The organism is Bradyrhizobium sp. BRP20, assembly GCF_020194215.1.
In the GTDB taxonomy this organism is placed as follows: domain Bacteria; phylum Pseudomonadota; class Alphaproteobacteria; order Rhizobiales; family Xanthobacteraceae; genus Bradyrhizobium; species Bradyrhizobium yuanmingense.
Window position 1 is genome coordinate 202,267 of the sequence record NZ_JADYVY010000009.1, and the last position, 22,551, is coordinate 224,817.

Annotated in this window: 26 protein-coding genes; 11 read left to right on the top strand and 15 right to left on the bottom strand. The window is 63.9% G+C overall.

Annotated features, from left to right (window positions below):
- Positions 1 to 33: 33 nt before the first annotated feature.
- Together I6F33_RS22225 and I6F33_RS22230 are read left to right on the top strand one after the other, a co-directional pair.
- Positions 34 to 663 (top strand): histidine phosphatase family protein, encoded by a 630-nt coding sequence (locus I6F33_RS22225; RefSeq protein WP_225144159.1) that lies wholly within the window; start codon positions 34 to 36, stop codon positions 661 to 663.
- A 71-nt stretch (positions 664 to 734) separates the two neighbouring features.
- On the top strand, positions 735 to 1,793 hold the full coding sequence (locus tag I6F33_RS22230; RefSeq protein ID WP_225113145.1) for an AI-2E family transporter: 1,059 nt from the start codon (positions 735 to 737) through the stop codon (positions 1,791 to 1,793).
- Between the two features lie 45 nt (positions 1,794 to 1,838).
- On the opposite strand, the gene I6F33_RS22235 is transcribed toward I6F33_RS22230, so the two are convergent.
- The 8 genes from I6F33_RS22235 to hisB all read right to left on the bottom strand — a co-directional run bounded on the left by I6F33_RS22235 (position 1,839) and on the right by hisB (position 6,944).
- On the bottom strand, positions 1,839 to 2,078 hold the full coding sequence (locus tag I6F33_RS22235) for a hypothetical protein (protein ID WP_036003274.1): 240 nt from the start codon (positions 2,076 to 2,078) through the stop codon (positions 1,839 to 1,841).
- A 101-nt stretch (positions 2,079 to 2,179) separates the two neighbouring features.
- Positions 2,180 to 3,136 (bottom strand): type I pantothenate kinase, encoded by a 957-nt coding sequence (coaA, locus tag I6F33_RS22240; RefSeq protein ID WP_036003185.1) that lies wholly within the window; start codon positions 3,134 to 3,136, stop codon positions 2,180 to 2,182.
- Positions 3,137 to 3,172: 36 nt separating this feature from the next.
- A complete protein-coding gene (locus I6F33_RS22245; protein ID WP_036003183.1) occupies positions 3,173 to 3,496 on the bottom strand; it encodes a phosphoribosyl-ATP diphosphatase in 324 nt (107 codons plus the stop codon).
- Between the two features lie 101 nt (positions 3,497 to 3,597).
- Entirely contained in the window at positions 3,598 to 4,371 is a 774-nt protein-coding gene (hisF, locus tag I6F33_RS22250; RefSeq protein ID WP_018646048.1) for an imidazole glycerol phosphate synthase subunit HisF, read from the bottom strand.
- A gap of 3 nt (positions 4,372 to 4,374) precedes the next feature.
- Positions 4,375 to 5,121, bottom strand: a complete 747-nt coding sequence (hisA, locus tag I6F33_RS22255; protein ID WP_225144160.1) for a 1-(5-phosphoribosyl)-5-[(5-phosphoribosylamino)methylideneamino]imidazole-4-carboxamide isomerase — start codon at positions 5,119 to 5,121, stop codon at positions 4,375 to 4,377.
- A complete protein-coding gene (hisH, locus tag I6F33_RS22260; RefSeq protein ID WP_157285169.1) occupies positions 5,109 to 5,759 on the bottom strand; it encodes an imidazole glycerol phosphate synthase subunit HisH in 651 nt (216 codons plus the stop codon). Before hisH ends, hisA begins: the two co-directional genes overlap by 13 nt.
- On the bottom strand, positions 5,756 to 6,286 hold the full coding sequence (locus I6F33_RS22265; RefSeq protein ID WP_109141959.1) for a DUF2628 domain-containing protein: 531 nt from the start codon (positions 6,284 to 6,286) through the stop codon (positions 5,756 to 5,758). The genes hisH and I6F33_RS22265 overlap by 4 nt, the downstream gene beginning before the upstream one ends.
- Positions 6,287 to 6,350: 64 nt before the next feature.
- Positions 6,351 to 6,944, bottom strand: coding sequence for an imidazoleglycerol-phosphate dehydratase HisB (hisB, locus tag I6F33_RS22270; protein ID WP_225144161.1), 594 nt, complete (start codon positions 6,942 to 6,944; stop codon positions 6,351 to 6,353).
- A gap of 191 nt (positions 6,945 to 7,135) precedes the next feature.
- Between hisB and hslV the strand changes: the two genes are divergently transcribed.
- The 5 genes from hslV to I6F33_RS22295 are packed head-to-tail and all read left to right on the top strand — an operon-like array spanning position 7,136 to position 11,303.
- The gene (hslV, locus tag I6F33_RS22275; protein ID WP_225144162.1) at positions 7,136 to 7,696 is read left to right on the top strand and encodes an ATP-dependent protease subunit HslV; all 561 of its coding nucleotides are present in this window, start codon (positions 7,136 to 7,138) and stop codon (positions 7,694 to 7,696) included.
- A gap of 3 nt (positions 7,697 to 7,699) precedes the next feature.
- Positions 7,700 to 8,182 (top strand): GNAT family N-acetyltransferase, encoded by a 483-nt coding sequence (locus I6F33_RS22280; protein WP_225144163.1) that lies wholly within the window; start codon positions 7,700 to 7,702, stop codon positions 8,180 to 8,182.
- The gene (locus I6F33_RS22285; RefSeq protein ID WP_225144164.1) at positions 8,179 to 8,796 is read left to right on the top strand and encodes a DUF2585 domain-containing protein; all 618 of its coding nucleotides are present in this window, start codon (positions 8,179 to 8,181) and stop codon (positions 8,794 to 8,796) included. The genes I6F33_RS22280 and I6F33_RS22285 overlap by 4 nt, the downstream gene beginning before the upstream one ends.
- A gap of 49 nt (positions 8,797 to 8,845) precedes the next feature.
- Positions 8,846 to 10,150 (top strand): ATP-dependent protease ATPase subunit HslU, encoded by a 1,305-nt coding sequence (gene hslU / locus I6F33_RS22290; RefSeq protein ID WP_036003145.1) that lies wholly within the window; start codon positions 8,846 to 8,848, stop codon positions 10,148 to 10,150.
- Positions 10,151 to 10,178: 28 nt separating this feature from the next.
- Positions 10,179 to 11,303, top strand: a complete 1,125-nt coding sequence (locus I6F33_RS22295; RefSeq protein WP_225144165.1) for a hypothetical protein — start codon at positions 10,179 to 10,181, stop codon at positions 11,301 to 11,303.
- A 400-nt stretch (positions 11,304 to 11,703) separates the two neighbouring features.
- Here I6F33_RS22295 and I6F33_RS22300 read toward each other — a convergent pair whose 3' ends face one another.
- The 3 genes from I6F33_RS22300 to I6F33_RS22310 are packed head-to-tail and all read right to left on the bottom strand — an operon-like array spanning position 11,704 to position 14,511.
- The gene (locus I6F33_RS22300; protein ID WP_225144166.1) at positions 11,704 to 12,294 is read right to left on the bottom strand and encodes a Smr/MutS family protein; all 591 of its coding nucleotides are present in this window, start codon (positions 12,292 to 12,294) and stop codon (positions 11,704 to 11,706) included.
- Entirely contained in the window at positions 12,291 to 13,826 is a 1,536-nt protein-coding gene (locus I6F33_RS22305; protein ID WP_225113150.1) for a murein transglycosylase A, read from the bottom strand. The genes I6F33_RS22300 and I6F33_RS22305 overlap by 4 nt, the downstream gene beginning before the upstream one ends.
- Positions 13,804 to 14,511: a Tim44/TimA family putative adaptor protein gene (locus tag I6F33_RS22310; RefSeq protein WP_036003134.1), complete on the bottom strand. Its 708-nt coding sequence runs from the start codon at positions 14,509 to 14,511 to the stop codon at positions 13,804 to 13,806. The genes I6F33_RS22305 and I6F33_RS22310 overlap by 23 nt, the downstream gene beginning before the upstream one ends.
- Before the next feature lie 397 nt (positions 14,512 to 14,908).
- Here I6F33_RS22310 and secB point away from each other — a divergent pair, with 397 nt between their 5' ends.
- On the top strand, positions 14,909 to 15,397 hold the full coding sequence (secB, locus tag I6F33_RS22315) for a protein-export chaperone SecB (protein WP_036003132.1): 489 nt from the start codon (positions 14,909 to 14,911) through the stop codon (positions 15,395 to 15,397).
- On the opposite strand, the gene dnaQ is transcribed toward secB, so the two are convergent.
- From dnaQ to I6F33_RS22335, 4 genes are read right to left on the bottom strand one after another with little or no spacing between them, the layout of a single operon-like run.
- Positions 15,388 to 16,110 carry a DNA polymerase III subunit epsilon gene (dnaQ, locus tag I6F33_RS22320; protein WP_225144167.1) on the bottom strand — a complete coding sequence of 241 codons (723 nt, stop codon included), beginning with the start codon at positions 16,108 to 16,110 and terminating at the stop codon, positions 15,388 to 15,390. The genes secB and dnaQ overlap by 10 nt on opposite strands.
- Positions 16,111 to 16,139: 29 nt before the next feature.
- Positions 16,140 to 16,739 carry a dephospho-CoA kinase gene (gene coaE / locus I6F33_RS22325; protein WP_036024292.1) on the bottom strand — a complete coding sequence of 200 codons (600 nt, stop codon included), beginning with the start codon at positions 16,737 to 16,739 and terminating at the stop codon, positions 16,140 to 16,142.
- Between the two features lie 23 nt (positions 16,740 to 16,762).
- On the bottom strand, positions 16,763 to 17,371 hold the full coding sequence (locus I6F33_RS22330; RefSeq protein ID WP_057025980.1) for a Maf family nucleotide pyrophosphatase: 609 nt from the start codon (positions 17,369 to 17,371) through the stop codon (positions 16,763 to 16,765).
- Positions 17,372 to 17,380: 9 nt separating this feature from the next.
- Positions 17,381 to 18,226: a pyruvate, water dikinase regulatory protein gene (locus I6F33_RS22335; RefSeq protein ID WP_036003121.1), complete on the bottom strand. Its 846-nt coding sequence runs from the start codon at positions 18,224 to 18,226 to the stop codon at positions 17,381 to 17,383.
- A gap of 461 nt (positions 18,227 to 18,687) precedes the next feature.
- Here I6F33_RS22335 and hemJ point away from each other — a divergent pair, with 461 nt between their 5' ends.
- From hemJ to mnmE, 3 genes are all read left to right on the top strand, one after another.
- Positions 18,688 to 19,122, top strand: coding sequence for a protoporphyrinogen oxidase HemJ (gene hemJ, locus I6F33_RS22340; RefSeq protein WP_036003118.1), 435 nt, complete (start codon positions 18,688 to 18,690; stop codon positions 19,120 to 19,122).
- 255 nt (positions 19,123 to 19,377) lie between these two features.
- On the top strand, positions 19,378 to 20,643 hold the full coding sequence (rho, locus tag I6F33_RS22345; protein WP_008133567.1) for a transcription termination factor Rho: 1,266 nt from the start codon (positions 19,378 to 19,380) through the stop codon (positions 20,641 to 20,643).
- 307 nt (positions 20,644 to 20,950) lie between these two features.
- The gene (gene mnmE, locus I6F33_RS22350; protein WP_225144168.1) at positions 20,951 to 22,306 is read left to right on the top strand and encodes a tRNA uridine-5-carboxymethylaminomethyl(34) synthesis GTPase MnmE; all 1,356 of its coding nucleotides are present in this window, start codon (positions 20,951 to 20,953) and stop codon (positions 22,304 to 22,306) included.
- Positions 22,307 to 22,551: the final 245 nt, after the last annotated feature.

Genomic DNA, 22,551 nt, shown 5'->3' on the forward strand with positions numbered 1-22,551 from the left:
ACCGGGGGCATTTTGCAACCAAAGGATTTGCGCATGAACGTGCTTTGCCGCCTCGCCCTGATTGTTCTCCTGGCTGGAATCTCCCGCCACGCAGCCGCCGACACACCGGACCTCATCTCGTCGCTCAAGCAGGGCGGCTACGTCCTGATCTTCCGACACACCGCGACTGACGACAGCCAGAAGGATGTCTATCCCTTCAAGTTCGACGACATGAGTGCCCAGCGTCAGCTCAGCGAGAAGGGCAGGGACGCGGCGCGCCAGATCGGGACGGCGGTCAAGGACCTCGCGATCCCCATCGGCGACGTCTACACCAGCCGCCTGAACCGCGCGGTCGAGGCCGGCAAGCTGATCTCCGGCCGTGAGGTCAAGCCGGTCGATGCCCTGACCGACAGCAGCAACGCCAGCGCATCGGGAATGGCAAACCCGACCGGCGCCAATGCCAGGGCCGGGCAGGCCGTGCGTCAGCTCGTCGATGCGCCGCCGCAAGCCGGCACCAACACCGTCCTGGTCACCCACAAGACCAACATCGCCGATGCCTTCGGCAAGGACGCCGGCAACGTCGGGGAAGGCGAGGCCTTCGTCTACAAGGCCGGCAGCTCGGGTCCGGCCACCTTCGCAGGGCGCATCACGCTTGCGGATTGGATCGCAAAAGCGGGCAGGTGAGGACCTGCCGCTCCGCCACGATGTTGTGCTACGGACATCATCTGGCGAACGAGCGAAGAGCTGGCGAACACGTGAGAACATCGGAGAATCGTTCATTCCTCATCCTGCTCGGCGCGATCTCCGTCGCGTTCGTCTGGGTGCTTTGGCCGTTCTCCGGTGCCGTGTTGTGGGCCACGCTGCTGGCCATCATCTTCGCCCCGTTCTATCGACGGATCCTGAAATCCGTGCCCGAAAAGCACAACCTTGCCGCCCTCGTCACCGTCATCGTGGTGGTCGTCATGGTCCTGATCCCCGTGGCGATCATCATCGCGTCGCTCATCGACCAGGGCGGGGAGCTGTATCAGCGCGTTCAGAGCGGGGAGATCAGCCTCGCTCATCCCCTGCAGCAGCTGAAATCCGCGCTGCCCGCCTGGGCTGCGTCGCTCGGGGATCGTCTGGCCGGCATCGATTTTTCGGCCCTGAGGGAGCGCCTGTCGGGTCTGGTCGTCCCTGCCGGCCAACAGCTGGCCGGGCATGCGATCAACATCGGTCAGGTGACGCTGGAGTTCGTCGCAAGCCTGCTCGTGATGCTGTACCTGCTGTTCTTCCTGCTGCGCGACGGTGACGAGCTCAATGCCCGCATTCGCGAGGCGCTCCCGCTGAGCCCGAACCATACCGCGGAAATTCTCGATGTCTTCACCCTGGCGGTTCGTGGAACGATCAAGGGGATCGTTCTCGTCGCGTTGATACAGGGAGCACTCGGCGGGCTCATCTTCTGGCTGCTCGGCCTCACCGCGCCGCTGCTGGCGGGCGCGCTGATGGCGCTGCTCTCGCTGCTGCCGGTGCTCGGCTCCGCGCTGGTCTGGGTTCCGGTTGCGCTTTACCTGCTTGTGGCAGGTTCGGTCACGAAGGGACTCATCCTGCTCGCTTTCGGCACCTTCGTGATCGGCCTTGCGGACAATTTTCTCCGCCCGATCCTGGTCGGCCAGTCGATCCAGATGCCGAGCTATATCGTGCTGCTCGCCACGCTGGGCGGCCTTGCGACGTTCGGAGCGAACGGGTTCGTGATCGGCCCGCTCGTCGCTGCAATGTTTCTGACGACGTGGCACATCTTCGTCGTCTCGAAGTCGAAACAGGGGGCCCCGAAATGATCGTCATGCCGGGCCTGGAGCGGGCGATCCGGCCGATGCGCAATCTCATGCAGCAGAGACAATAAAGCGCGGTGCAGACAGCTTGTCCGGCGTCGTCTGGCCTCCCCGGAAGACGGTATTTGCCTGCGCGGCGCGCTTGCAATGGGGGCACACGAAGAGATGCGCGATGACCGGGGTCGGCTCGTCCGTGAGCAATTCCGAGCGGAACCACTTCATCTCGACATGGCAGTCCGGGCAGACCGGAGCTTCCAGCTGCTCCGCAGCGCTCCTGAGACGATCAACCATGGTGTGCCCCCGCCGTTTTCCAAGGAATAGCGGAATACCCATCGTTGGTCTGCATCAAAAGATACTCTGCGCGAATGGGCAGGGCCCGGGCACCAAGGCGATTACAGCCGCCTGAGCGCCACGCTCTCCACCGTGTGGTCGGCGCCCTTCTTGAGGATCAGCGTCGCACGGGGCCGGGTCGGCAGGATGTTGTCCTCGAGATTGGCGAGGTTGGTACGCTCCCAGATCGCGATCGCGGTCGCGGTGGCTTCCTCGTCCGACAACAGAGCATAGCGGTTGAAGTAGGATTTTGGATTGGTGAATGCGGTGTCGCGCAGCGCCAGGAAGCGCTTGATGTACCATTGCCGCAGCGCCGCCTCGTCGGCGTCGATATAGACCGAGAAATCGAAGAAGTCGGAAACCACCGGCACCGCCTTGCCGTCGCGCGGCAGCTTGCCGGTCTGCAGCACGTTGACGCCTTCGACGATCAGGATGTCGGGCTGGTCGATCTCGGCCCATTGGTTCGGCACGATGTCGTAGGTCAGATGCGAATAGACCGGCGCGCGGACGTGGCGACGGCCAGCCTTGATGTCGGAGAGGAAGTTGAGCAGCATCGGCAGATCGTAGCTCTCCGGAAAACCCTTCTTCTGCATGATGCCGTGCCGCTCGAGCACCGCATTGGGATAGAGAAATCCGTCCGTGGTGATCAGCTCGACTTTCGGCCGCGGCGACCAGCGCGCCAAGAGGGCCTGGAGCACGCGTGCCGTGGTGGATTTCCCGACCGCCACCGAGCCGGCGACGCCGATGATGTAGGGCACCTTGCGGTCCCTGATGTTGAGGAACTGGCGCTCGGCGTAATACAGCCGCTGCATGGCATCGACGTAGATCGACAACAGGCGCGACAGCGGCAGATAAATGTCTTCGACCTCCTGCAGGTCGAGGCGATCGTGCAGCGAACGCAGCCGGTCGAACTCGCCCGGCTCGAGCGTCATCGGCGTATCGTCGCGCAGTCGCGCCCATTCCTCACGCGTATAAACGCGGTAGGGATTGTACTGCTGCTCGGGTGCGCGGATATCCATGACGCCGCCTTTCCGTTGCGATCTATTCGCCCTTGCCTAGCCGCCCTTGCGCGACGCCTTCTCTTCCAGCCCCGACATCGAGGTCCGCTTGTCCAGCGCGGCCTCGACCTCTTCCAGCTTTATGCCGCGCGCCTTCAGCAGCACAAGGAAATGATAGAGCAGGTCGGCACTTTCAGCGATCAGATGCGCGCGATCGTTTTCGACTGCAGCGATTACGGTTTCGACTGCTTCCTCGCCGAACTTCTTGGCGCAATGCTCGGGGCCTTTGTCGAGCAGCTTGCGGGTATAGGATGCTTCGCCGCCGGACGCTGCGCGGACGTCGATGGTTTCGGCCAGATCATGGATCGTGAAACGCGGCATCGGACTCACTCGGAAACACGCTTGAAAGCAAGCTTGGCAACACATTTGGCCACGGCGGCCATCCACATCCGCCAATGTAGCATCGTTACGAACCGGAGTCGTCAGGCATCCAGGCGCATCGGCAGCCCACGCCGCGCCATGTGCTCCTTGGCCTCACGAATGGTGAATTCCCCGAAATGGAAGATCGAAGCCGCCAGCACCGCGGTGGCGTGCCCGTCGCGGATACCGTCGACGAGATGGTCGAGATTGCCGACGCCGCCCGAGGCTATCACGGGAACGGGAACGCTGTCGGCGATCGCGCGGGTCAGCGGAATATCGAATCCCTGCCTTGTGCCGTCGCGGTCCATCGAGGTGAGCAGGATTTCACCGGCGCCGAGCGAAACCACCTCCTGCGCGTATTCGATCGCGTCGATGCCGGTCGAGTTGCGCCCGCCATGGGTGAAGATCTCCCAGCGGTCGCCGCCCGGACGCTTGACGCGCTTGGCGTCGATCGCGACCACCACGCACTGCTCGCCGAATTTTTCAGCGGCTTCCTTGACGAATTCGCGCCGCGACACCGCGGCACTGTTGATCGAGACCTTGTCGGCGCCGGCGCGCAGCAGCGTCTTGATGTCGTTGACCTCGCGCACGCCGCCGCCGACGGTCACAGGCATGAAGCAGGCTTCCGCCGTGCGCCGGACCACGTCCAGCATGATGCCGCGGTTCTCGTGGGTCGCGGTGATGTCGAGGAAGGTGAGCTCGTCGGCGCCGGCGGCGTCATAGGCGATGGCGGCTTCGACGGGATCGCCGGCATCCCTGAGATCGACGAAGTTGACGCCCTTGACGACGCGGCCGTCCTTGACGTCGAGGCAGGGGATCACGCGCACCTTGAACATGGGTCAGCTCCTGCGCGCGTCGCGGATCAAGGTGAGGGCGGCGGCGGGATCGAGCCGGCCGTCATAGAGCGCGCGGCCGGCGATCGCGCCGGCGAGCTTCTTCGCGCGCGGCGTCAGCATGGCTTTCACGTCCTCGATCGAGGCGAGGCCGCCGGAGGCGATCACGGGAATCGAAATGGCATCGGCCAGCGCGATGGTCGCCTCTAAGTTCAAGCCCTTGAGCAAGCCGTCGCGCGCGATGTCGGTGAAGATGATGGCGGCAACGCCCGCATCCTCGAAGCGCTTGGCGATCTCGAGCACCGTGACCTGCGACGTCTCGGCCCAGCCCTCGACCGCGACCTTGCCGTCGCGCGCGTCGAGCCCGACCGCGACGCGGCCGGGGAATGTCTTCGCGGCGGACTTCACCAGCTCGGGATCGCGCACCGCGGCGGTGCCGATGATGACGCGGGTGATGCCCTTGTCGAGCCAGGCTTCGACGGTCGCGAGATCCCGAATGCCGCCGCCGAGCTGGACCGGGATCTCGATCGTCTTCAGCATCGCCTCGACGGCGTCAGCATTCACAGGCTTGCCGGCGAAGGCGCCGTCGAGGTCGACGACGTGGAGATATTCAAAGCCCTGCGCGGCAAAGCTCTGCGCCTGTGCGGCCGGATTGAGATTGAACACGGTCGCGCGCGCCATGTCGCCTTGCTCGAGGCGCACGCACTGGCCGTTCTTGAGGTCGATCGCGGGAAAGAGAATCACGGTTTCCATCGCAAGAAGTTCGAGATCAGGGCCAAGCCGAAACGCTGGCTCTTCTCGGGGTGGAATTGCGTGCCGATGGCGGTGTCCTTGCCGACGATCGCCGTGACGGGTCCGCCATAGTCTGCGCGCGCGAGCACGTCCGCCTCGCTGGCGGGATTGAGGTGATAGGAGTGCACGAAATAAGCGTGCTGGCCCTTCGGGCCGAGCGGCAGCTTGTCGAGCACCGGATGCTCCCTGAGCACCTCGAGCGTATTCCAGCCCATGTGCGGAATCTTCAGGCTTTCATCGCGCGGCGTGATCTTCTCGACGTCGCCGCCGATCCAGTTCAGCCCTTCGGTGACGACATGCTCCTTGCCGCGGCTCGCCATCAGCTGCATGCCGACGCAGATGCCGAAGAACGGCCGCGCCTTGACGCGCACCGCTTCGGTGATGGCCTCGACCATGCCGTTGACGGCATCGAGCCCGCGCCGGCAATCGGCGAAGGCACCGACACCGGGCAGCACCAGGCGGTCAGCCTCGTAAGCCTGGTCCGGATCGCTGGTAACAAAGACCTTTTGCGGGCTCTCCAGGCTGCGCGCGGCGCGCTCGAAGGCTTTCGCGGCGGAATGCAGATTGCCGGAACCGTAATCGATGATGGCGACGCTCATCTTGACCCTCCCGGTTCTGGAAACAACCCAATGATGCCGCCGGCCGGAATCGGCGGCGGGTTCGAGAATGGCTGACCCGGCACATTCCGGGTCGGCGGCGGGCCGCCGCGGTCGACGGCCCATTGATCGCCAGCGCTACCGTTCTGCTTCTGGCTCCAGCGCTCGAAGAAGCGGCGCTCCGCAGTATCGCTGTCGTCGGCGACGACGATGTCGAGCTGCCGCCACTTGCCGCGCGACAAGGTCCAGCGGCGCAGGCTCGAGGCTTCGAGGCCCATCAGCACCGCGACGATGCAATCGGCGAAGAAGATCGAGGAGCGCCCGACGCCGAGGCTCGACAGCCCCGCGTTGAACGCGGCCAGGAAGATCAGATAGCCGATCAGCGCCAGCCACAGCCGATTCCACAACAGCCAGAACGGACCGAAGATCATCGCCCAGAAATGAAAGCCGTCGCGCACGAACACGAACTTGTCGGTCGCGCGCGGGTCGGCTCCTGCGGGTGAGGGAGCGTGAACTGTGTAGACAGGCATGGTGATGCCCCGTTCTCGAAATTCAGTGATGCCGCCAGCAGCGATCGCCGCAAGACGGAAGATGTCAGCCGCCGAGCGAGCCCTTGGTGGACGGGATTTCGCCCGCCGCCTTCGGATCGATCGCCACGGCCGCGCGGAGCGCCCGAGCCAGACCCTTGAAGCAGGACTCGGCGATATGATGGCTGTTATCGCCATATAGGGTCTCGACGTGGAGAGTCACGCCGGCGTTGATGGCAAAAGCCTGGAACCACTCGCGCACCAGCTCGGTGTCGAACTCGCCGATCTTGTGCCGGGGGAAGTCGGCCTTGAACACCAGGAACGGGCGGCCCGAGATGTCGATCACCACGCGCGTCAGCGTCTCGTCCATGGGCATGTGCACGCCGGCATAGCGGGTGATACCCGCCATGTTGCCGAGCGCCTGCTTGACCGCCTGGCCAAGCGCAATGCCGGTGTCTTCGGTGGTATGGTGATAATCAATGTGCAGGTCGCCCACCGCCTTGACCGTGAGGTCGATGCGGGAATGGCGGGCGAGAAGATCGAGCATATGGTCGAAAAAGCCGATGCCGGTCGCGATATTGGCCACGCCGGTGCCATCGAGGTTCACGGAGACCTCGATGTCGGTTTCCTTGGTGTTGCGCTTGATCGTCGCGGTGCGCATTGAAAGCTGGCTTTCATCCTAGCTAGGGAGCCGAAAACGCCAGTCTCTTAACAGCCAAATGACACCTTCGCTACTGCGGGAACGGCCGGCCGGACCTCTACTTCTGCCTATGGTGAGCGAAATTCGGCCCGGAACGGCCCGTTGTGCCCTTCGTCCCGACCGCCTAAATCAGGCCGGACAGTGAGGTATTCATGCAGGACTCCCAGAGCAGCTCGCCGGGCTGGCACGGCACCACGATTCTAACGGTCCGCAAGGGCGGCAAGGTGGTGGTCGGCGGCGACGGCCAGGTCTCGATCGGCCAGACCGTGATCAAGTCCAATGCCAAGAAGGTCCGAAAGCTCGGCAAGGGCGACGTGATCGGCGGCTTTGCCGGCGCCACGGCTGACGCCTTCACGCTGTTCGAGCGGCTCGAATCCAAGCTCGAGCAATATCCGGGGCAGCTGACCCGGGCGGCGGTGGAGCTCGCCAAGGACTGGCGCACCGACCGCTATTTGCGGCGGCTGGAAGCGATGATGATCGTGGCCGACAAGGACGTCTCCCTGGTGCTCACAGGCACCGGCGACGTGCTCGAACCCGAGGCCGGCGTGATGGCGATCGGCTCCGGCGGCAATTACGCGCTGGCGGCGGCCCGGGCCCTGCTCGACACCGACAAGGACGCCGAGACCATCGTCCGCCGCTCCCTCGACATCGCCGCGGACATCTGCGTCTACACCAACCGGAATCTGACGATCGAGAGCCTGGCGACGGGATAGGTCATGGCGCCTGCCTACGCCTTCCGTCCCATGACCGCGGCCGACATGCCGCTGATCCGGCGCTGGCTCGCCGCACCGCATGTTGCCGAATGGTGGCATGATCCGGAGACGCTTGAATTCGTCGGCGGCGACCTCGATCATCCTGACCTAGCGCAGTTCATCGTCAGCCTTGACGGCCGGCCTTTCGCCTACCTGCAGTGCTACCGGCTCGGCGATTGGCATATCAGCTTCGGCCCGCAGCCCGTGGGCACTCGCGGCCTCGATCAGTTCATCGGCGAGGCCGACATGCTCGGATGCGGCCACGGCTCCGCTTTCATCCGCGCCTTCACCGACCAGCTCTTCGCGCGCGGTGTGCCGCGCATCGTGATAGACCCGAGTCCTTCCAATGCGCGCGCGATTCGTGCCTATGAGAAAGCTGGCTTCGTGCCGCAGCACGAGATCGTCACGCCCGATGGTCCCGCACTCCTGATGATCCGAGACCCATGACGCTCGCCGCAAGCCCCGCCGCCAAGACCACATTCCCGCCGCTCGCCTGGGCCGGCATCGCGCTGTTGCTGCTGGCGCTGCAGGCCGCGATCCTGCTGGCGATGGGGCGGGTGCCGATCTGCGCCTGCGGCACCATCAAGCTGTGGCACGGCGTGGTGAACAGCTCGGAGAATTCTCAGCAGATTGCAGACTGGTACACGTTCTCACACGTCCTGCACGGCTTCCTGTTCTACGGCCTGACCTGGCTGCTGTTCGCGCGGTTTCCCTTGCTGTCTCTCTCCTGGCCCGCACGGCTGATCATCGCCATCCTGATCGAAGGCGCCTGGGAGATCGTCGAGAACTCGCCCTTCATCATCGAGCGCTACCGCGCCGGCACGATCTCGCTGGATTATTACGGCGACAGCATCCTCAATTCGGTCTCGGACAATCTGGCCATGATCTTGGGGTTCCTGGCCGCTCGCGCGCTGCCTGTCACCGCGACCGTGCTGCTGGGCATCTCCTTCGAGATCGTGCTGGCGCTCCACATTCGCGACAATCTGACGCTCAATATCCTGATGCTGATCCATCCGATCGATGCCGTGAAGCAGTGGCAATCCGGCCCGCCGATCATCTGACCCAAAATGCGGCTTGTCCTTGGCCGTCTCTCGCCCTAGCTAATCAGACATGACAGACTTCTCCCCCCGCGAAATCGTTTCCGAACTCGACCGTTTCATCGTCGGCCAGGGCGACGCCAAGCGCGCCGTCTCGATCGCGCTGCGCAACCGCTGGCGGCGGCAGCAGCTCACCGGCTCCTTGCGCGAGGAGGTGCTGCCGAAGAACATCCTGATGATCGGCCCCACCGGCGTCGGCAAGACGGAAATCGCGCGGCGACTCGCCAAGCTCGCGAATGCGCCGTTCCTGAAGGTCGAAGCGACCAAGTTCACCGAGGTCGGCTATGTCGGCCGCGACGTCGAGCAGATCATCCGCGATCTCGTCGAGGTCGCAATCGCGCAGGTGCGCGAGCGAAAGCGCAAGGACGTGCAGGCGCGCGCCCAGCTTGCCGCCGAGGAGCGCGTGCTGGATGCGCTGGTCGGCGCCAATGCGAGCTCGGCGACACGGGAATCCTTCCGCAAGAAACTGCGCGCCGGCGAACTGAACGACAAGGAAATCGAGATCGAGACGCAGTCGTCGGGCGGCGGCATGCCGATGTTCGAGATCCCGGGCATGCCGGGCGCGCAGATGGGCGCGATCTCGCTCGGCGACATCTTTGGCAAGCTCGGCGGCCGCAGCAAGACTCGCCGGCTGACAGTGGAAAGCTCGCACGAGATCCTCGTCAACGAGGAATCCGACAAGCTCTTGGACACCGAGCAGCTGACGCTGGAGGCGATCAGCGCGGTCGAGAACAACGGCATCGTGTTCCTGGACGAGATCGACAAGATCTGCGCCCGCGACGGCCGCGTCGGCGGCGACGTCTCGCGCGAGGGCGTGCAGCGCGATCTCCTGCCGCTGATCGAGGGCACCACGGTCTCGACCAAGCACGGCGCGGTCAAGACCGACCACATCCTGTTCATCGCTTCCGGCGCCTTCCACGTCGCCAAGCCGTCCGACCTCTTGCCGGAATTGCAGGGCCGCCTGCCGATCCGCGTCGAATTGCAGGCGCTGACCCGCGACGACATGCGCCGCATCCTGACCGAGCCCGAGGCCTCGCTGATCAAGCAATATGTCGCCCTGATGCAGACCGAAGGCGTGACACTCGACATCACCGACAGCGCCATCGATGCGCTGGCCGACATTGCGGTTGCCGTCAATTCAACGGTCGAGAATATCGGCGCCCGGCGGCTGCAGACCGTGATGGAGCGGGTGCTGGACGAGATCTCCTTCACCGCCCCCGACCGCAACGGCGAGACGGTCCGGCTCGATGCGGATTACGTGCAAAAGCACATCGGCGACCTCGCCAAGAATGCGGATCTGAGCCGCTTCATTTTGTGATTCGGAGCGGTCACGCTATTGATGCGGCGTGACCGTACGCATCCTGCAAAATCCCTGGCGGCTCCTGCTCGCGATCAACGCGGCGGTCATCGTCGGCGTGCTCATTCACAAGATCCAGCTGCCGCCCTACGTCCCCTACATCCATCTCCTGGTCGACTATCATTTCGGCTTCATCAAGCGCGCGCTGATCGGGGCAATCGTCGCGCTGTTCACCGACAAGGTGCCGGTATGGCCGGTGTTCGCGCTCGGCGGGGCGACGTGGCTGGCAACGCTGGGTCTCTATGCCAGGCTCTTCCAGAACACGTTCGGCTTCTCCGCGAAAACGCTGCCGCTGTTCGTCTTCACCGCGGGCTCGCCGTTCTTCCTGAAGAACTTCATGCACACGCTCGGCCATTTCGATATCTATGGCTGCGCGCCGGCGATCATCCTGCTGCTGATGCCGGCGGGCTCGCTGGTCTTCGTGGCGACGGCTGCGCTGTTCTCGATCGTTCTCGTGCTGATCCACCACATTCATCTCTTGATGTACGTGCCGACGATCATCACCATCGTCGTGATCCGGCATTACCTTGCTTACGGTTGTGACCGCAGCAATGTTGTCTTCGGCGGGGTCGCTCTCGCCATTGTCTCCGCGCTGTTCTTCGCCGCGCAGTTTCTGGGAACGATGCCGGTCCCCGAAGCGGACTTCGTCGCCTATCTCAAAAGCCGGATGGCCGATCCTGCGCGCATCGACCTCTTGCAATTCGCCTACATCTGGTACCAGCCGCTGGCGAAGGAGGTTGCCGACACCTGGGGCCGCCTGCCGCACAACATCCTCGGCGTGCCCGTGTTCGCAGCTCTGATCTGGCTGCACGCGCCGCTGTGGCGCTTCTTTGCCAGCCTGATCGGCGCGCTCGCCAGCGATCTGCACAAGCGGCTCGTCATCGCAGCACTGGTCGGCATCAGTGTCGCCTATCTCGTGATGTTCGCGATGGTGTTCGACTATTCACGCTGGATCTCGAACTGGGCGGTCTGCATGTTCCTGATCCTGCACGCGGTGAAGATGCTGCCGGCCAAGCAGGAAGCAGCGCCGATTCCGGCGGAGGATCGCAAGACCAGCATTTTCGGTTTGATCCTCACGTTGATCCCACGCGTCGGAATCATCCGACCGTTTTAGAGGTAGACCCAGCCTCAGAGAAGGTGAGCTCCCTCACCCGCTTGCGGACAGGGCTATCGCATTTGAGATTTTCCCTGCGGCCATCCTTCGAGACGCCCGCTTGAGGCGGGCTCCTCAGGATGAGGTCGGAGTGCGCGGTGGCAGTTTCAACGGGCACTGACGCCGATTAGCCTCATCCTGAGGAGGCGCGTCAGCGCCGTCTCGAAGGACGAGGCGTGCGCGCAGACCGCCGCCACAAGTCATATGCGATTGCCCTGCGCTTGCGGGGGAGGGTTGGGGAGAGGGTGTCTCCACAGAGGGATTCCCCAAGAGGAGAGAACCCTCACCCGCCGCGCTTCGCGCGTCGGCCTCTCCCGCAAGCAAGCGGGAGAGGCAAGGGAAGCCGCATGCGCCGAGACTGCTACCCTCTCGCCCGCCTGATCCGCACATACAGCGCCCCCTCGCCGCCGTGGCCGATCGCGGCTTCCTCGAAGCCGACTACGAAGGCGCGGAATTCCGGCAGGCTGAGCCATTCCGGCACTTGGCGGCGGAGCACGCCGCTTTCGCCGCCGCTGCGTCCCTTGCCGGTGATGACGAGCACGAAGGTGAGGCCGTCCTGATGGGCGCGGTGCAGGAAGCCGGCCAGTGCGCGATGGGCGCGCATCTGGGTCATGCCGTGCAGATCGAGCCGCGCCTCGATCTCGCTGCGGCCGCGCGACAGCTTGGTTCGCTCGCGCTTGCCGAGCGGCGCTAGCGGCGGAATCGACGGCTTTGCAGCGCGCGGCGCCGGTGCAGCGGCAACCGGCCTTGACGGTGGCGAAGTCCTCGTCACCTGGGACCCGGGCGAAGATTCGGCGCGCGGGGTAGCATGCGCCTTGGCCCCGCGATGCTTCCGCAGCGGCTTGACATGCTTTGCGACGAGATCCCACAGCTCGCGCTCCTCCTCGCTCAGCGCGCGACGGCGCGGCGAGGAGCGAGGCTCCAGCACGGGCGGACGGGACGGCCGTTTCATTGCGGGCGATGAGGACGATTCTTTGCCGGACGGCGCGGCTCAGGGGCAGGCTCGATCGCGGGACGCGGCACCGGCAGCGGAACCGGGCCGGCGACGGCGACTGTTTCGGTCTTGCCTTGCGCCGCCGCGGCGACGGGCGTGCCGGTCTTTGCCGGATCGGTCTGCGGAAACAGCTTTGCGATCTTCTCGGCGGGCCTTGGGTCCGGGATTGGCAGCTTCGCGGCGCGCGGGGCGGGATCGAGGCTCTTCGGCACCAGCATCACGAATTGCATGGGGTGGCGCAGCCGGCCGGAGACACGGCCGGCATCCGCGCCGGCGCCGAAAAACAGATCGGCCCGTGCTGGCCCGATGATGGCAGAGCCGGTGTCCTGCGCGATCATCAGCCGGCGGAACGGCGTCTTGGCGCGTTCTGACTCGATCGGAAGCTCGCCCTCGATGAAGAACGGCGTGCCGTAGACATGCAGCGATTTGTCGACGGCGATGGAGCGCCCCGCGGTCAAGGGAATGCCTTGCGCGCCGACTGCCTCCTCCTTGTCGGAGAGATTGACCTCGCGGAAGAAGATGTAGGCGCGGTTCGCGCGGCGCAGCTCCTTGGCGCCGTCGGGATTCTGCGCCATCCACTCCCTGATCTTCTGCATCGACATCTCCTCTCTCGGGATGATGCCGCGCTCGATCAGGATGCGACCGACCGCCGTGTAGGGATAGCCGTTATAGGCGTCGTAATTGAGTCGAACCGAGCTGCCGTCGTCGAACTTGATGCGGGCCGAGCCCTGGATCTGCGCGAACAACAGATCGGTCGGATCCTTCAGCCAGGCGATCTCGAGCCCCCGGCCGGCGATCTTGCCGTCCTCGATCTCGCCGCGGTCGTAATAGGGCACCAGCTTGCGGCGGCCGATCTTGCGATAGACCGGGCCCTTGTTGGGCAGGCTGAGCGCATCCTGCTTGTAGCCGCGCACAAACAAGTTCGAGGGACGGCGATAGACCGGCACGTTGTAGACATCGGACTGCGTGCGCGCCCCCTCCAGCACCGGCTCGTAATAGCCGGTGACGAAGCCTTCGGGCTCGCCGAGCCGCGAGATCCGCAGCGGCGTGAAATTCTCCTCGAAGAAGGTCTTCGCTTTGCCGTCGTCGGCGAGATCGAGCGTTTTAGCGACGCGGCAGGGCTCACCCAGCGATGTGCCCAAAGCTTTGGGCTCGGCCTTGGCTTCGCCGTTCTGCGCATTGATCGGCTTGCAGCTGGCGCGGAAGGTCTTGTACGCGGCGAGATGATTGTCGTCGCCCCACCCCTTCACGTCCGCCCAGGCCAGCGGCAGATATTGCGCGCCGGGAATTTCGAAGGGCAGGGTGAGCTGCGGATAGGGCAAGGCTCGTGGCGGAGCGGCAGGCGTTCGCGGCAGATGGTGGTGGTGGCTGCGATGGTGACGCCGCGCCGCCTCGGCGCCGAGCGAAAACGACGACAGCGCGACGGCAGCTGCGCAAAGCGCCGTCGCGCCGTTCTTCAGGAAGATCTTAATTCGCGCTTCCGGTGCCAACCAGCTTCCAGTTCGGATCGCGAGAGGAGGTGTCGCGGGCGAAAGTCCAGATATCGGTGATATCGGCGACCGTGTCGGCGCTGCCGTCGACGATGTTGCCGGCCTTGTCGCGGGTGGCCGAGATCATCTGCGAGACGAAGCGCACGGTGAGCTGCGCACTGCGATCGCGCAACTCGGCGCCGACGAGCTCGGCCTTGTCGATCGACACGAAGCGCGTCTCGGTCTTCTGCTCGTTCTTCTCGCGTTCCTTGATTGCAGCGTCGAAGCTTTCATAGACGTCCGACGACAACAGATCGCGCAGCGCGCGGCGGTCGCCATTGGCAAAAGCGAGCACGATCATCTCGTAGGCGCCGCGCGCGCCCGAGAGGAAATGGCGCGGGTCGAAGCTGGAATCCTTCTCGACGATGGCATCGAGACCCTGCGCCAGCGGCGTGCCCGGCTCGGTCAGCCCCTTCCAGCGATCGGACGGCGCGGTCGGCTCGGCCGTCGGCGCCAGCGGGGCCTGGTCGATCACCTTGCCCGGCATGGTCACGACGTTGTTGTCCTGGGCGCCTCCGAGCGCGTTGCGGGCGGCGGTGCGATCGAACGGCGGCCGCTCGTTGCCGGTGCGCTGCCCCAGCACGCTACGCAGCCGCAAGAAGATGAAGACGGCCAGCGCCAGGAATATGATGGTGTAGATGTCCACGTCGTATTCGCTTTCTGGTCTTTGCAGGGCTCGTTGCCGGGAAAATCAATCCGGCCAGTAGACCGTTCCTTACGGAAACGGCAAGTCTACATCACCATTTTGGGTCCACGTCAGGTCCGTGGGATGTAGGCACGAAATCTGGCCCGGCCAATGGCGCCTTTTGGCACAGCGCCAAGTGTAGCGCGTTTTATGCTTAAGGGGAAACCCGATCCTGCCCGGAAATGGCGCATCTTCAATCGTTTAAGGCGAAATTTCGCGGAAAAGGCAGGAGGAACGTCAAAGGCGCGATTGCGGCCCGAATTCCCGGTCCGGGACCGTTCGTCCTTGTGGAACGAGCCGGCCCTATGTTAGCCAACCGCCGCGAAATTCAGCCCCAATCGGGTAAGGAGACACTTTCATGACCAACGGTAACGGTACCCCTCCCGAGGCGGCCCAGGCTCCCCAGCTCAACGTGCTGGCGCAATACACCAAGGACCTCTCGTTCGAAAATCCCAACGCGCCGAGCTCGCTGCAGCCGCAGAGCCAGCCGCCGCAGATCAACATCCAGATCAACGTCAACGCCAACAATCTCAGTGAACAGGAATTCGAGGTGACGTTGTCGGTCGAGGGCAAAGCCGAGACCGCCGGTAAAGTGATGTTCTCGTTCGAGCTCGCCTATGCCGGCGTGTTCCGGATCGTCAACGTGCCCAAGGAGAACCTGCACCCGCTGGTCATGATCGAGTGCCCGCGCCTGTTGTTCCCGTTCGCACGCGAGATCATTGCGACGGCGGTGCGCGATGGCGGGTTCCCGCCGCTGATGCTGGATCCGGTCGACTTCGTCGGTCTGTACCGCCAGAACATGGAGCGGCAAATGGCCGCTCAGGGCGGACAGGCCGGTCAGGCCTGAGCCGCCGCCAGCGCGACTGGAGCGGGCAGGTACTCGTTCCAGATCGCCTTGTCGCCGAGCGTTGCGATGAAGGCCCGATGGGCCTCGCGCTCGGCTTCGGAAATCCGCGGCGCGAGCGGCACCGGGCGTTGCCGCCGCGGCGCATCGCCGGCGCTATTGACCCTGATCTCCTCGGCGTCCGAGGCCAGCAGCAGCTGCGACTGCCGCGCTCCAACCAGATCGACATAGACCTCGGCGAGCAGCTCGGCGTCCAGCAGCGCGCCGTGCTTGGTACGGTGTGAATTGTCGATCGAATAGCGCGAGCAGAGATCGTCGAGCCGGTTGGACACGCCGGGATGCTTGCGACGCGCCAGCAGCAGCGTATCGACCAGGCGCTCGCGCGGGATCGCAGCGCGCTTGATGCGGTCGAGCTCGGCGTTGATGAAGCCGATGTCGAACGAGGCGTTGTGGATCACCAGCGGGGCGTCGCTGATGAACGCCAGAAAGTCGTCGGCGACCTCGTGGAACAACGGCTTGGTCGCCAGGAATTCGGACGACAATCCGTGTACCGCAAACGCTTCCGCCGGCATGTCCCGCTCGGGGTTGATGTAGACGTGATACGTCTGTCCGGTCGGCATGCGGTTGAAGATCTCGACGCAGCCGATCTCGACCAACCGATCGCCGCGCAGCGGATCGAGGCCGGTGGTTTCGGTGTCGAGGACGATTTCGCGCATGTCTCTTGGAAGCCGTGTGAGGCGGCGAATCAGGTCCGCCGCTGCGGCATCTTAACGACCTCGGCCAGGATGTGCGCGATTTGGGCCCGTACGGGGTCAAGTCCGTGTGAGGTATCCACCACGAAATCGGCCCGCTTGCGCTTCTCGGCATCCGGCATCTGCTTGGCGATGATGGCATCGAGCTTGGCCTCGTCCATCGTGCCGCGCGCCAGCACCCGCTGGCGCTGCAGCTCGGGCGAGGTCGAGACCACGACCACGGCATCGACCCGCTTCTCGCCGCCGGTCTCGAACAGCAGCGGGATGTCCAGCACCACGACCGGCGCCTTGGCGGCCTCGGCGTCGGCAAAGAATTTCTGCCGGGACGCGCCGAGCATGGGATGAACGATCTGCTCGAGCTGCTTGATCGCGGCGGGATCGTGCACGACACGCGCCGACAGCTTTTGCCGGTCGACCTTGCCATTCGCGGTGGTGCCGGGGAAGGCGGCCTCGATCGCGGGAGCGGCCTCGCCCTCATAGAGCTGATGCACGGCGGCATCGGCGTCGTAGACGGGGACGCCGGCCTCCGCGAACAATGTCGCGGTGGTGGATTTGCCCATCCCGATCGAGCCGGTCAGTCCGAGAATTCGCATCAGCACCCAGCCTTCTCTCGCATCTACACCGCAATTAGCTGCTCGCTGCGCAGATACGCAAGCAGCGGCAGCAGCGGCAGGCCGAGAATGGTGAAATGGTCGCCCTCGATGCGCTCGAACAGATGGATGCCGAGGCCCTCGAGCTGATAGGCGCCGACGCTTCTGGTCACAGCGTCGCCCGCGGCGTCGAGATAGGCCGAAAGATCGGCTTCGCTCATTCCCCGCATGGTCATGCGCGCCACGGAAACGTCCTCGAAGAGAATCCTGCCATCCTGCGCCACGGCGACGGCGGAATTCAGCTCGTGCGTCTGACCGGCGAGATCGCGCAATTGCGCCAGCGCCTGGGTGCGGCCTGCCGGCTTATTGAAGAGACGGCTCCCAAGCGCCAGCGTCTGGTCGGCGCCGATCACATAATGTCCGGGATAACAGGCAGAAACAGCCTTGGCCTTTTCGCGGGCCAGCAGCAGGGCGATCTCGCGCGGGTTGGAGAGCTTTGACGCGGCCTGGATGCCACGCTCGTCGATATCGGCGGTGACGGCTTCGAAGTCGAGCCCGGCATCGCCCAGCAGCATTTTGCGCGCGCTGCTTTGCGAGGCCAGGATCAACGGACTTTTGCCGCGCCACAGACTCATCGGCGACACTTACTCGGACGGCCGGTTGCGCTGGCGATCGCTATACAGCTTCATGATCGCCGCCGCGGTTTCCTCGATGGAGCGGCGCGTGACGTCCAGCAGCGGCCAGTCATGCTTGGCGCTCAGCTTGCGCGCGAACGCGACCTCCTCCGTGACCGACTGCTTGTCGGTGTAGGTATCGCTACCGCTGCTGGACTCGGCGCCCATGGACAGCAGGCGGTTCTGCCGGATCTGAATCAGGCGTTCCGGCGTCGCGTGCAGGCTGACCACCAGCGGCCGCGTCAGCGTCTCCAATTGCGGGGGCACCGGAATGCCCGGCACCAGCGGCACGTTGGCGGTGCGAATGCCGCGATTGGCGAGATAGATCGATGTCGGCGTCTTCGATGTCCGGGACACCCCGACCAGTACCACGTCGGCCTCGTCGAGACCTTCGACATGCTGACCGTCGTCATGGATCATCGTGTAGTTCAAGGCATCGATGCGCTTGAAATATTCCGCGTTGAGCACGTGCTGGGCGCCGACACGGCCGGTGGTCGCTGCTCCCAGATAGGCCTCGAACAGCTGCATCACCGGTCCGATGATCGACAGGCTCGGAACATTGATCTGCTTGCACTTATCCTCGAGTCTGGCGACCAGATCCTTCTCGAGTAGCGTGAACAGCACGATCCCTGGCGCTTCCTCGATCTCATCAAGCACGCGGTCGAGCTGCTTCTGGCTGCGCACCAGCGGATAGACGTGCTCGACCGGCGTCACGTTGGCGTATTGGGCCGCGACCGCGCGCGCCACGGTGATGAGCGTCTCACCCGTGGAGTCCGAGACCAGGTGGAGATGGAAATAATTGTTCGAGGTCGGCACAAAAACCCTTTGAATTTCGTTGGGGTGGTTTGTGGATTTCTGTGGAGCTTAACCTCTCGGAAAGGGATGTGCGACACCAGGGGCGGGACAAGGCGTGATTTTCTTCACACCGCTGCCGGTCAGGACAAATCCGACGCCTCGCCGAGAGGGAAGCGGGATTGCGCGGACAAGTCCCTTGATAAGCTGCCGATACAATCGCGCAAGCCTTTGAAGCCGGCTGACTTATCGGAAGTCGACAAAGGCTGTCCGGAATATGTGGATGGATGTGAACAAGCGCGCGTGAACGCGCGGACGGAATTGCGTGAGTCCAATCCACGGTCACATAGACTCAAACCTTAAGAATCTAAGATTCTAGATTTGAGGAAGGCGCTACAGAGGGATATGTGTGCGGGGTAAGACCTTAACGGGTTCTTACTATCCCCAGCGTTCCCTGCGCTGGGCAGCAAGCCGGACCCCCGAAAATGTTCGAAGACGTCTATCTCTGGATCAAGGCGCTGCACGTGATCGCCGTCATCTCCTGGATGGCCGGCATGCTCTACCTGCCGCGGCTGTTCGTCTATCACTGCGAGGCCGAAATCGGCTCGAAGCAGTCGGAGACGTTCAAGGTGATGGAACGCCGGCTGCTCAAGGCGATCATCAACCCCGCGATGATGGTCACCTGGCTCGCCGGGCTCTATCTCGCCTGGTCCGGGCATTGGTTCTCGTTCGGCTGGCTGCACGTCAAACTGGCACTGGTCCTCGTGCTCTCGGCGGTCCACGGCTATTTTTCACGCTGGGTCAAGGATTTCGCCGCCGATCGTCGCCCGCGAAGCCAGAAATTCTATCGGATTATCAACGAGGTGCCGACCGTCCTGATGATTTTCATCGTTATCATGGTGATCGTGAAGCCGTTCTAGGCAAACTGCGCGACGATTCGCTCAGCGCTTCGGCTTGCGGAGCGCTAGGCGATTTTCTATATTATCGATATCCCACCCAACGCAGGCGGATGTGGTTGTGTCCGAGCCTTCCAGAGGCCGGACCCCGCATCAGGATTGAAGCCTCACCGGCGTTCACCTTGCCAGACCTGCGGACCTTACCTGCACCTGCTCGCGTCCGCATTTCAGAGCCTCCTCGCACCCCCTCTTTTCAGGTTACCCCACAGGACCACCCCAATGCGGGAAATCAAACTCGAAGACCTCAAGTCCAAAACGCCGGCCGAGCTCGTCTCGTTCGCGGAGGAGAATGGGGTCGAGAATGCCAGCACCATGCGCAAGCAGGAGCTGCTGTTCGCCATCCTCAAGCAGCTGGCGCTCGCCGAGACCGATATTGTCGGCCAGGGCGTCGTCGAAGTTCTCTCCGACGGCTTCGGCTTTCTCCGCTCGCCCGACGCGAATTATCTGCCGGGTCCTGACGACATCTACGTGTCGCCCTCGCAGATCCGCCGTTTCGGCCTGCGCACCGGCGACACCATCGAAGGTCACATCCGCAGCCCGAAAGAGGGCGAGCGCTACTTCGCGCTGCTGAAGGTCAACACGCTCAATTTCGAGGATCCGGAAAAGGCCAAGCACAAGGTCAATTTCGACAACCTCACGCCGCTGTTTCCGAATCAGCGTTTCCGCATGGAGATCGACGATCCCACGCGGAAAGACCTGTCTGCACGCGTGATCGACATCGTCGCGCCCATCGGCAAGGGCCAGCGCGCCTTGATCGTGGCACCGCCGCGTACCGGTAAAACCGTGCTGATGCAGAACATCGCGCATTCGATCACGCACAATCACCCCGAATGCTATTTGATCGTGCTCTTGATCGACGAGCGTCCGGAAGAAGTCACGGACATGCAGCGCTCGGTGAAGGGCGAGGTCGTGTCCTCGACCTTTGACGAGCCGGCGGTGCGCCACGTCCAGGTCGCCGAGATGGTGATCGAGAAGGCAAAACGCCTGGTCGAGCACGGTCGCGACGTCGTGATCCTGCTCGATTCGATCACGCGCCTCGGCCGCGCCTACAACACCGTGGTGCCGTCATCCGGCAAGGTGCTGACCGGCGGTGTCGACGCCAACGCGCTGCAGCGTCCGAAGCGCTTCTTCGGCGCTGCCCGCAACATCGAAGAGGGCGGCTCGCTGACCATCATCGCGACCGCGCTGGTCGATACCGGCAGCCGCATGGACGAAGTCATCTTCGAAGAGTTCAAGGGCACCGGTAATTCGGAGCTGATCCTGGACCGCAAGGTCTCGGACAAGCGCACCTTCCCGGCGATCGATATCTCGCGCTCCGGCACCCGCAAGGAGGAGCTCATCACCGATCCGCAGGTGCTCAAGAAGATGTACGTGCTCCGCCGCATCCTCAATCCGATGGGGACGATGGACGCGATCGACTTCCTGCTCGACAAGCTGCGCTCGACCAAGAGCAATTCGGAGTTCTTCGACTCGATGAATACCTGAGTGCATTGCAATAAAGACTTCCGGGCGCCTTCGGGCGCCCTTTTTGTTGCGGTTTTGCTGCAGCGAAGGTGCAGCATGAGCGCCAGCCGGTGCTCGACCTAGGTTTCTCACTAACCTGTTGATATGAAAAGTAACTCTTGAAATCCTAGTCGGCCTCCTCCTGCGATCAGGCCAACTGCAGCAGAATGCTGCGGTTATATTGCGGTGCAAAATCGATTTGCTGCAGAACCTGGTGCAGCAAATCCGGTTGCTCTCGATCGCGAGAAACGGACGTTTGCGTTTTCGGCCGCAGCCGGACAAATAGGCTATGCATCCGCGAGACCAGACCATTTTCGCGCTGTCATCCGGGCGGGCGCCCAGCGCGATCGCCGTGGTCCGCGTCTCCGGCTCGCAAGCCGGCGCGGCGCTGACCGCGCTTGCGGGCCGGCTGCCGGCGCCGCGACAGGCGAGCCGTCGGCTGCTCCGGGACGGGGCGGGCCAGCCGATCGACGATGCGGTCGTGCTCTGGTTTCCAGGACCGGCCAGCGCGACCGGCGAGGATGTTGCCGAGTTTCACGTTCATGGCGGCCGGGCGGTGCTGGCGGCGCTCTTCGCTGCAATTTCCGATATCCCGAATACGCGTGCGGCCGACCCCGGCGAGTTCACGCGCCGCGCCTTCGAGAATGGCAAGCTCGACCTGACCGAGGCCGAGGGGCTCGACGACCTCATTCACGCCGACACCGATCGCCAGCGCCGCCAAGCGCTGCGCCAATTGCAGGGCCTGCTTGGCGACCGCGCGCGCGACTGGCGCGAGCGCATCATCGAGGCCTCCGCGCTGATCGAGGCCGGCATCGATTTTTCCGATGAAGGCGACGTGCCGGCGGAGCTGCGGGCGCCGGCGGTGAAAGCGATCAGAGCGCTTCACGATGAAATCGCGAAAGTGCTTGCGGCACAGGGGCATTCTGAACGGCTGCGCGAGGGCCTTGTCGTTGCCATCGCCGGCGAGCCGAATGTCGGCAAGTCGACGCTGATCAACCAGCTCGCGCGCCGCGAGGTCGCGATCGTCTCGCCGCATGCCGGCACGACGCGCGACGTCATCGAGGTGCAGCTCGACCTCGACGGCTATCCCGTCACGGTCATCGACACCGCTGGCATCCGCGAGACCGACGATCCGGTCGAGCAGGAAGGCGTGCGCCGCGCCCGCGCGCGCGCCGAGGACGCCGACCTGGTGCTGTGGCTGGTGGAGGGCGGACAAGCCGTCGATCCGGATACAATGCGCTCGCGCTGGACATTGGCGGATGGTGCTGTTCCGTCCGGCGGCTCGGTCTGGATCGTGCGCAACAAGATCGATCTCGGCAGGGTCGGAGCAGCCAGGCCGAGCGAGTTCGGGATCTCGGCAAGCCGGGGCGACGGCATGCCTGAGCTGGTCGAGGCGCTGGTGAAATTCGCTTCGGAGTTCTTCGGAACCACCGAGGGCGCCATGGTGACCCGGGCCCGCCAGCGCGAATTGTTGAGCCGGACCTCAGCCAGCTTGCGCCGGAGTCTGGACCTTGTAGAACACGGCGAGGAGCTCGCGGCCGAAGAGCTGCGGGCGGCCGCCTATGCCCTAGGCCGGCTCTTGGGCCGGGTAGACGTCGAGGACGTCCTTGGGGCCATCTTCCAGAAGTTCTGCATCGGAAAGTAGCGCTAGTTCTTCATTGTAGAACTGGCCCTGTTCCATTTCTTCTGTTTCACGTGAAACGGGGGTTCCGGTTCCGCACGGTGGTTTCTGGTCGTTTCACATGAAACAGCACCGGGGGCCCAGTGTCGGTCGGCCGTTCCGATCTAAGAGAGAGAGAGCGCCAAGGCGACGGCCGTGCTTCGAGTCTGGTCATTGCGAGGAGCCCTTGCGACGAAGCAATTCAGATTGTCTCCGCCGCGAGACCCTGG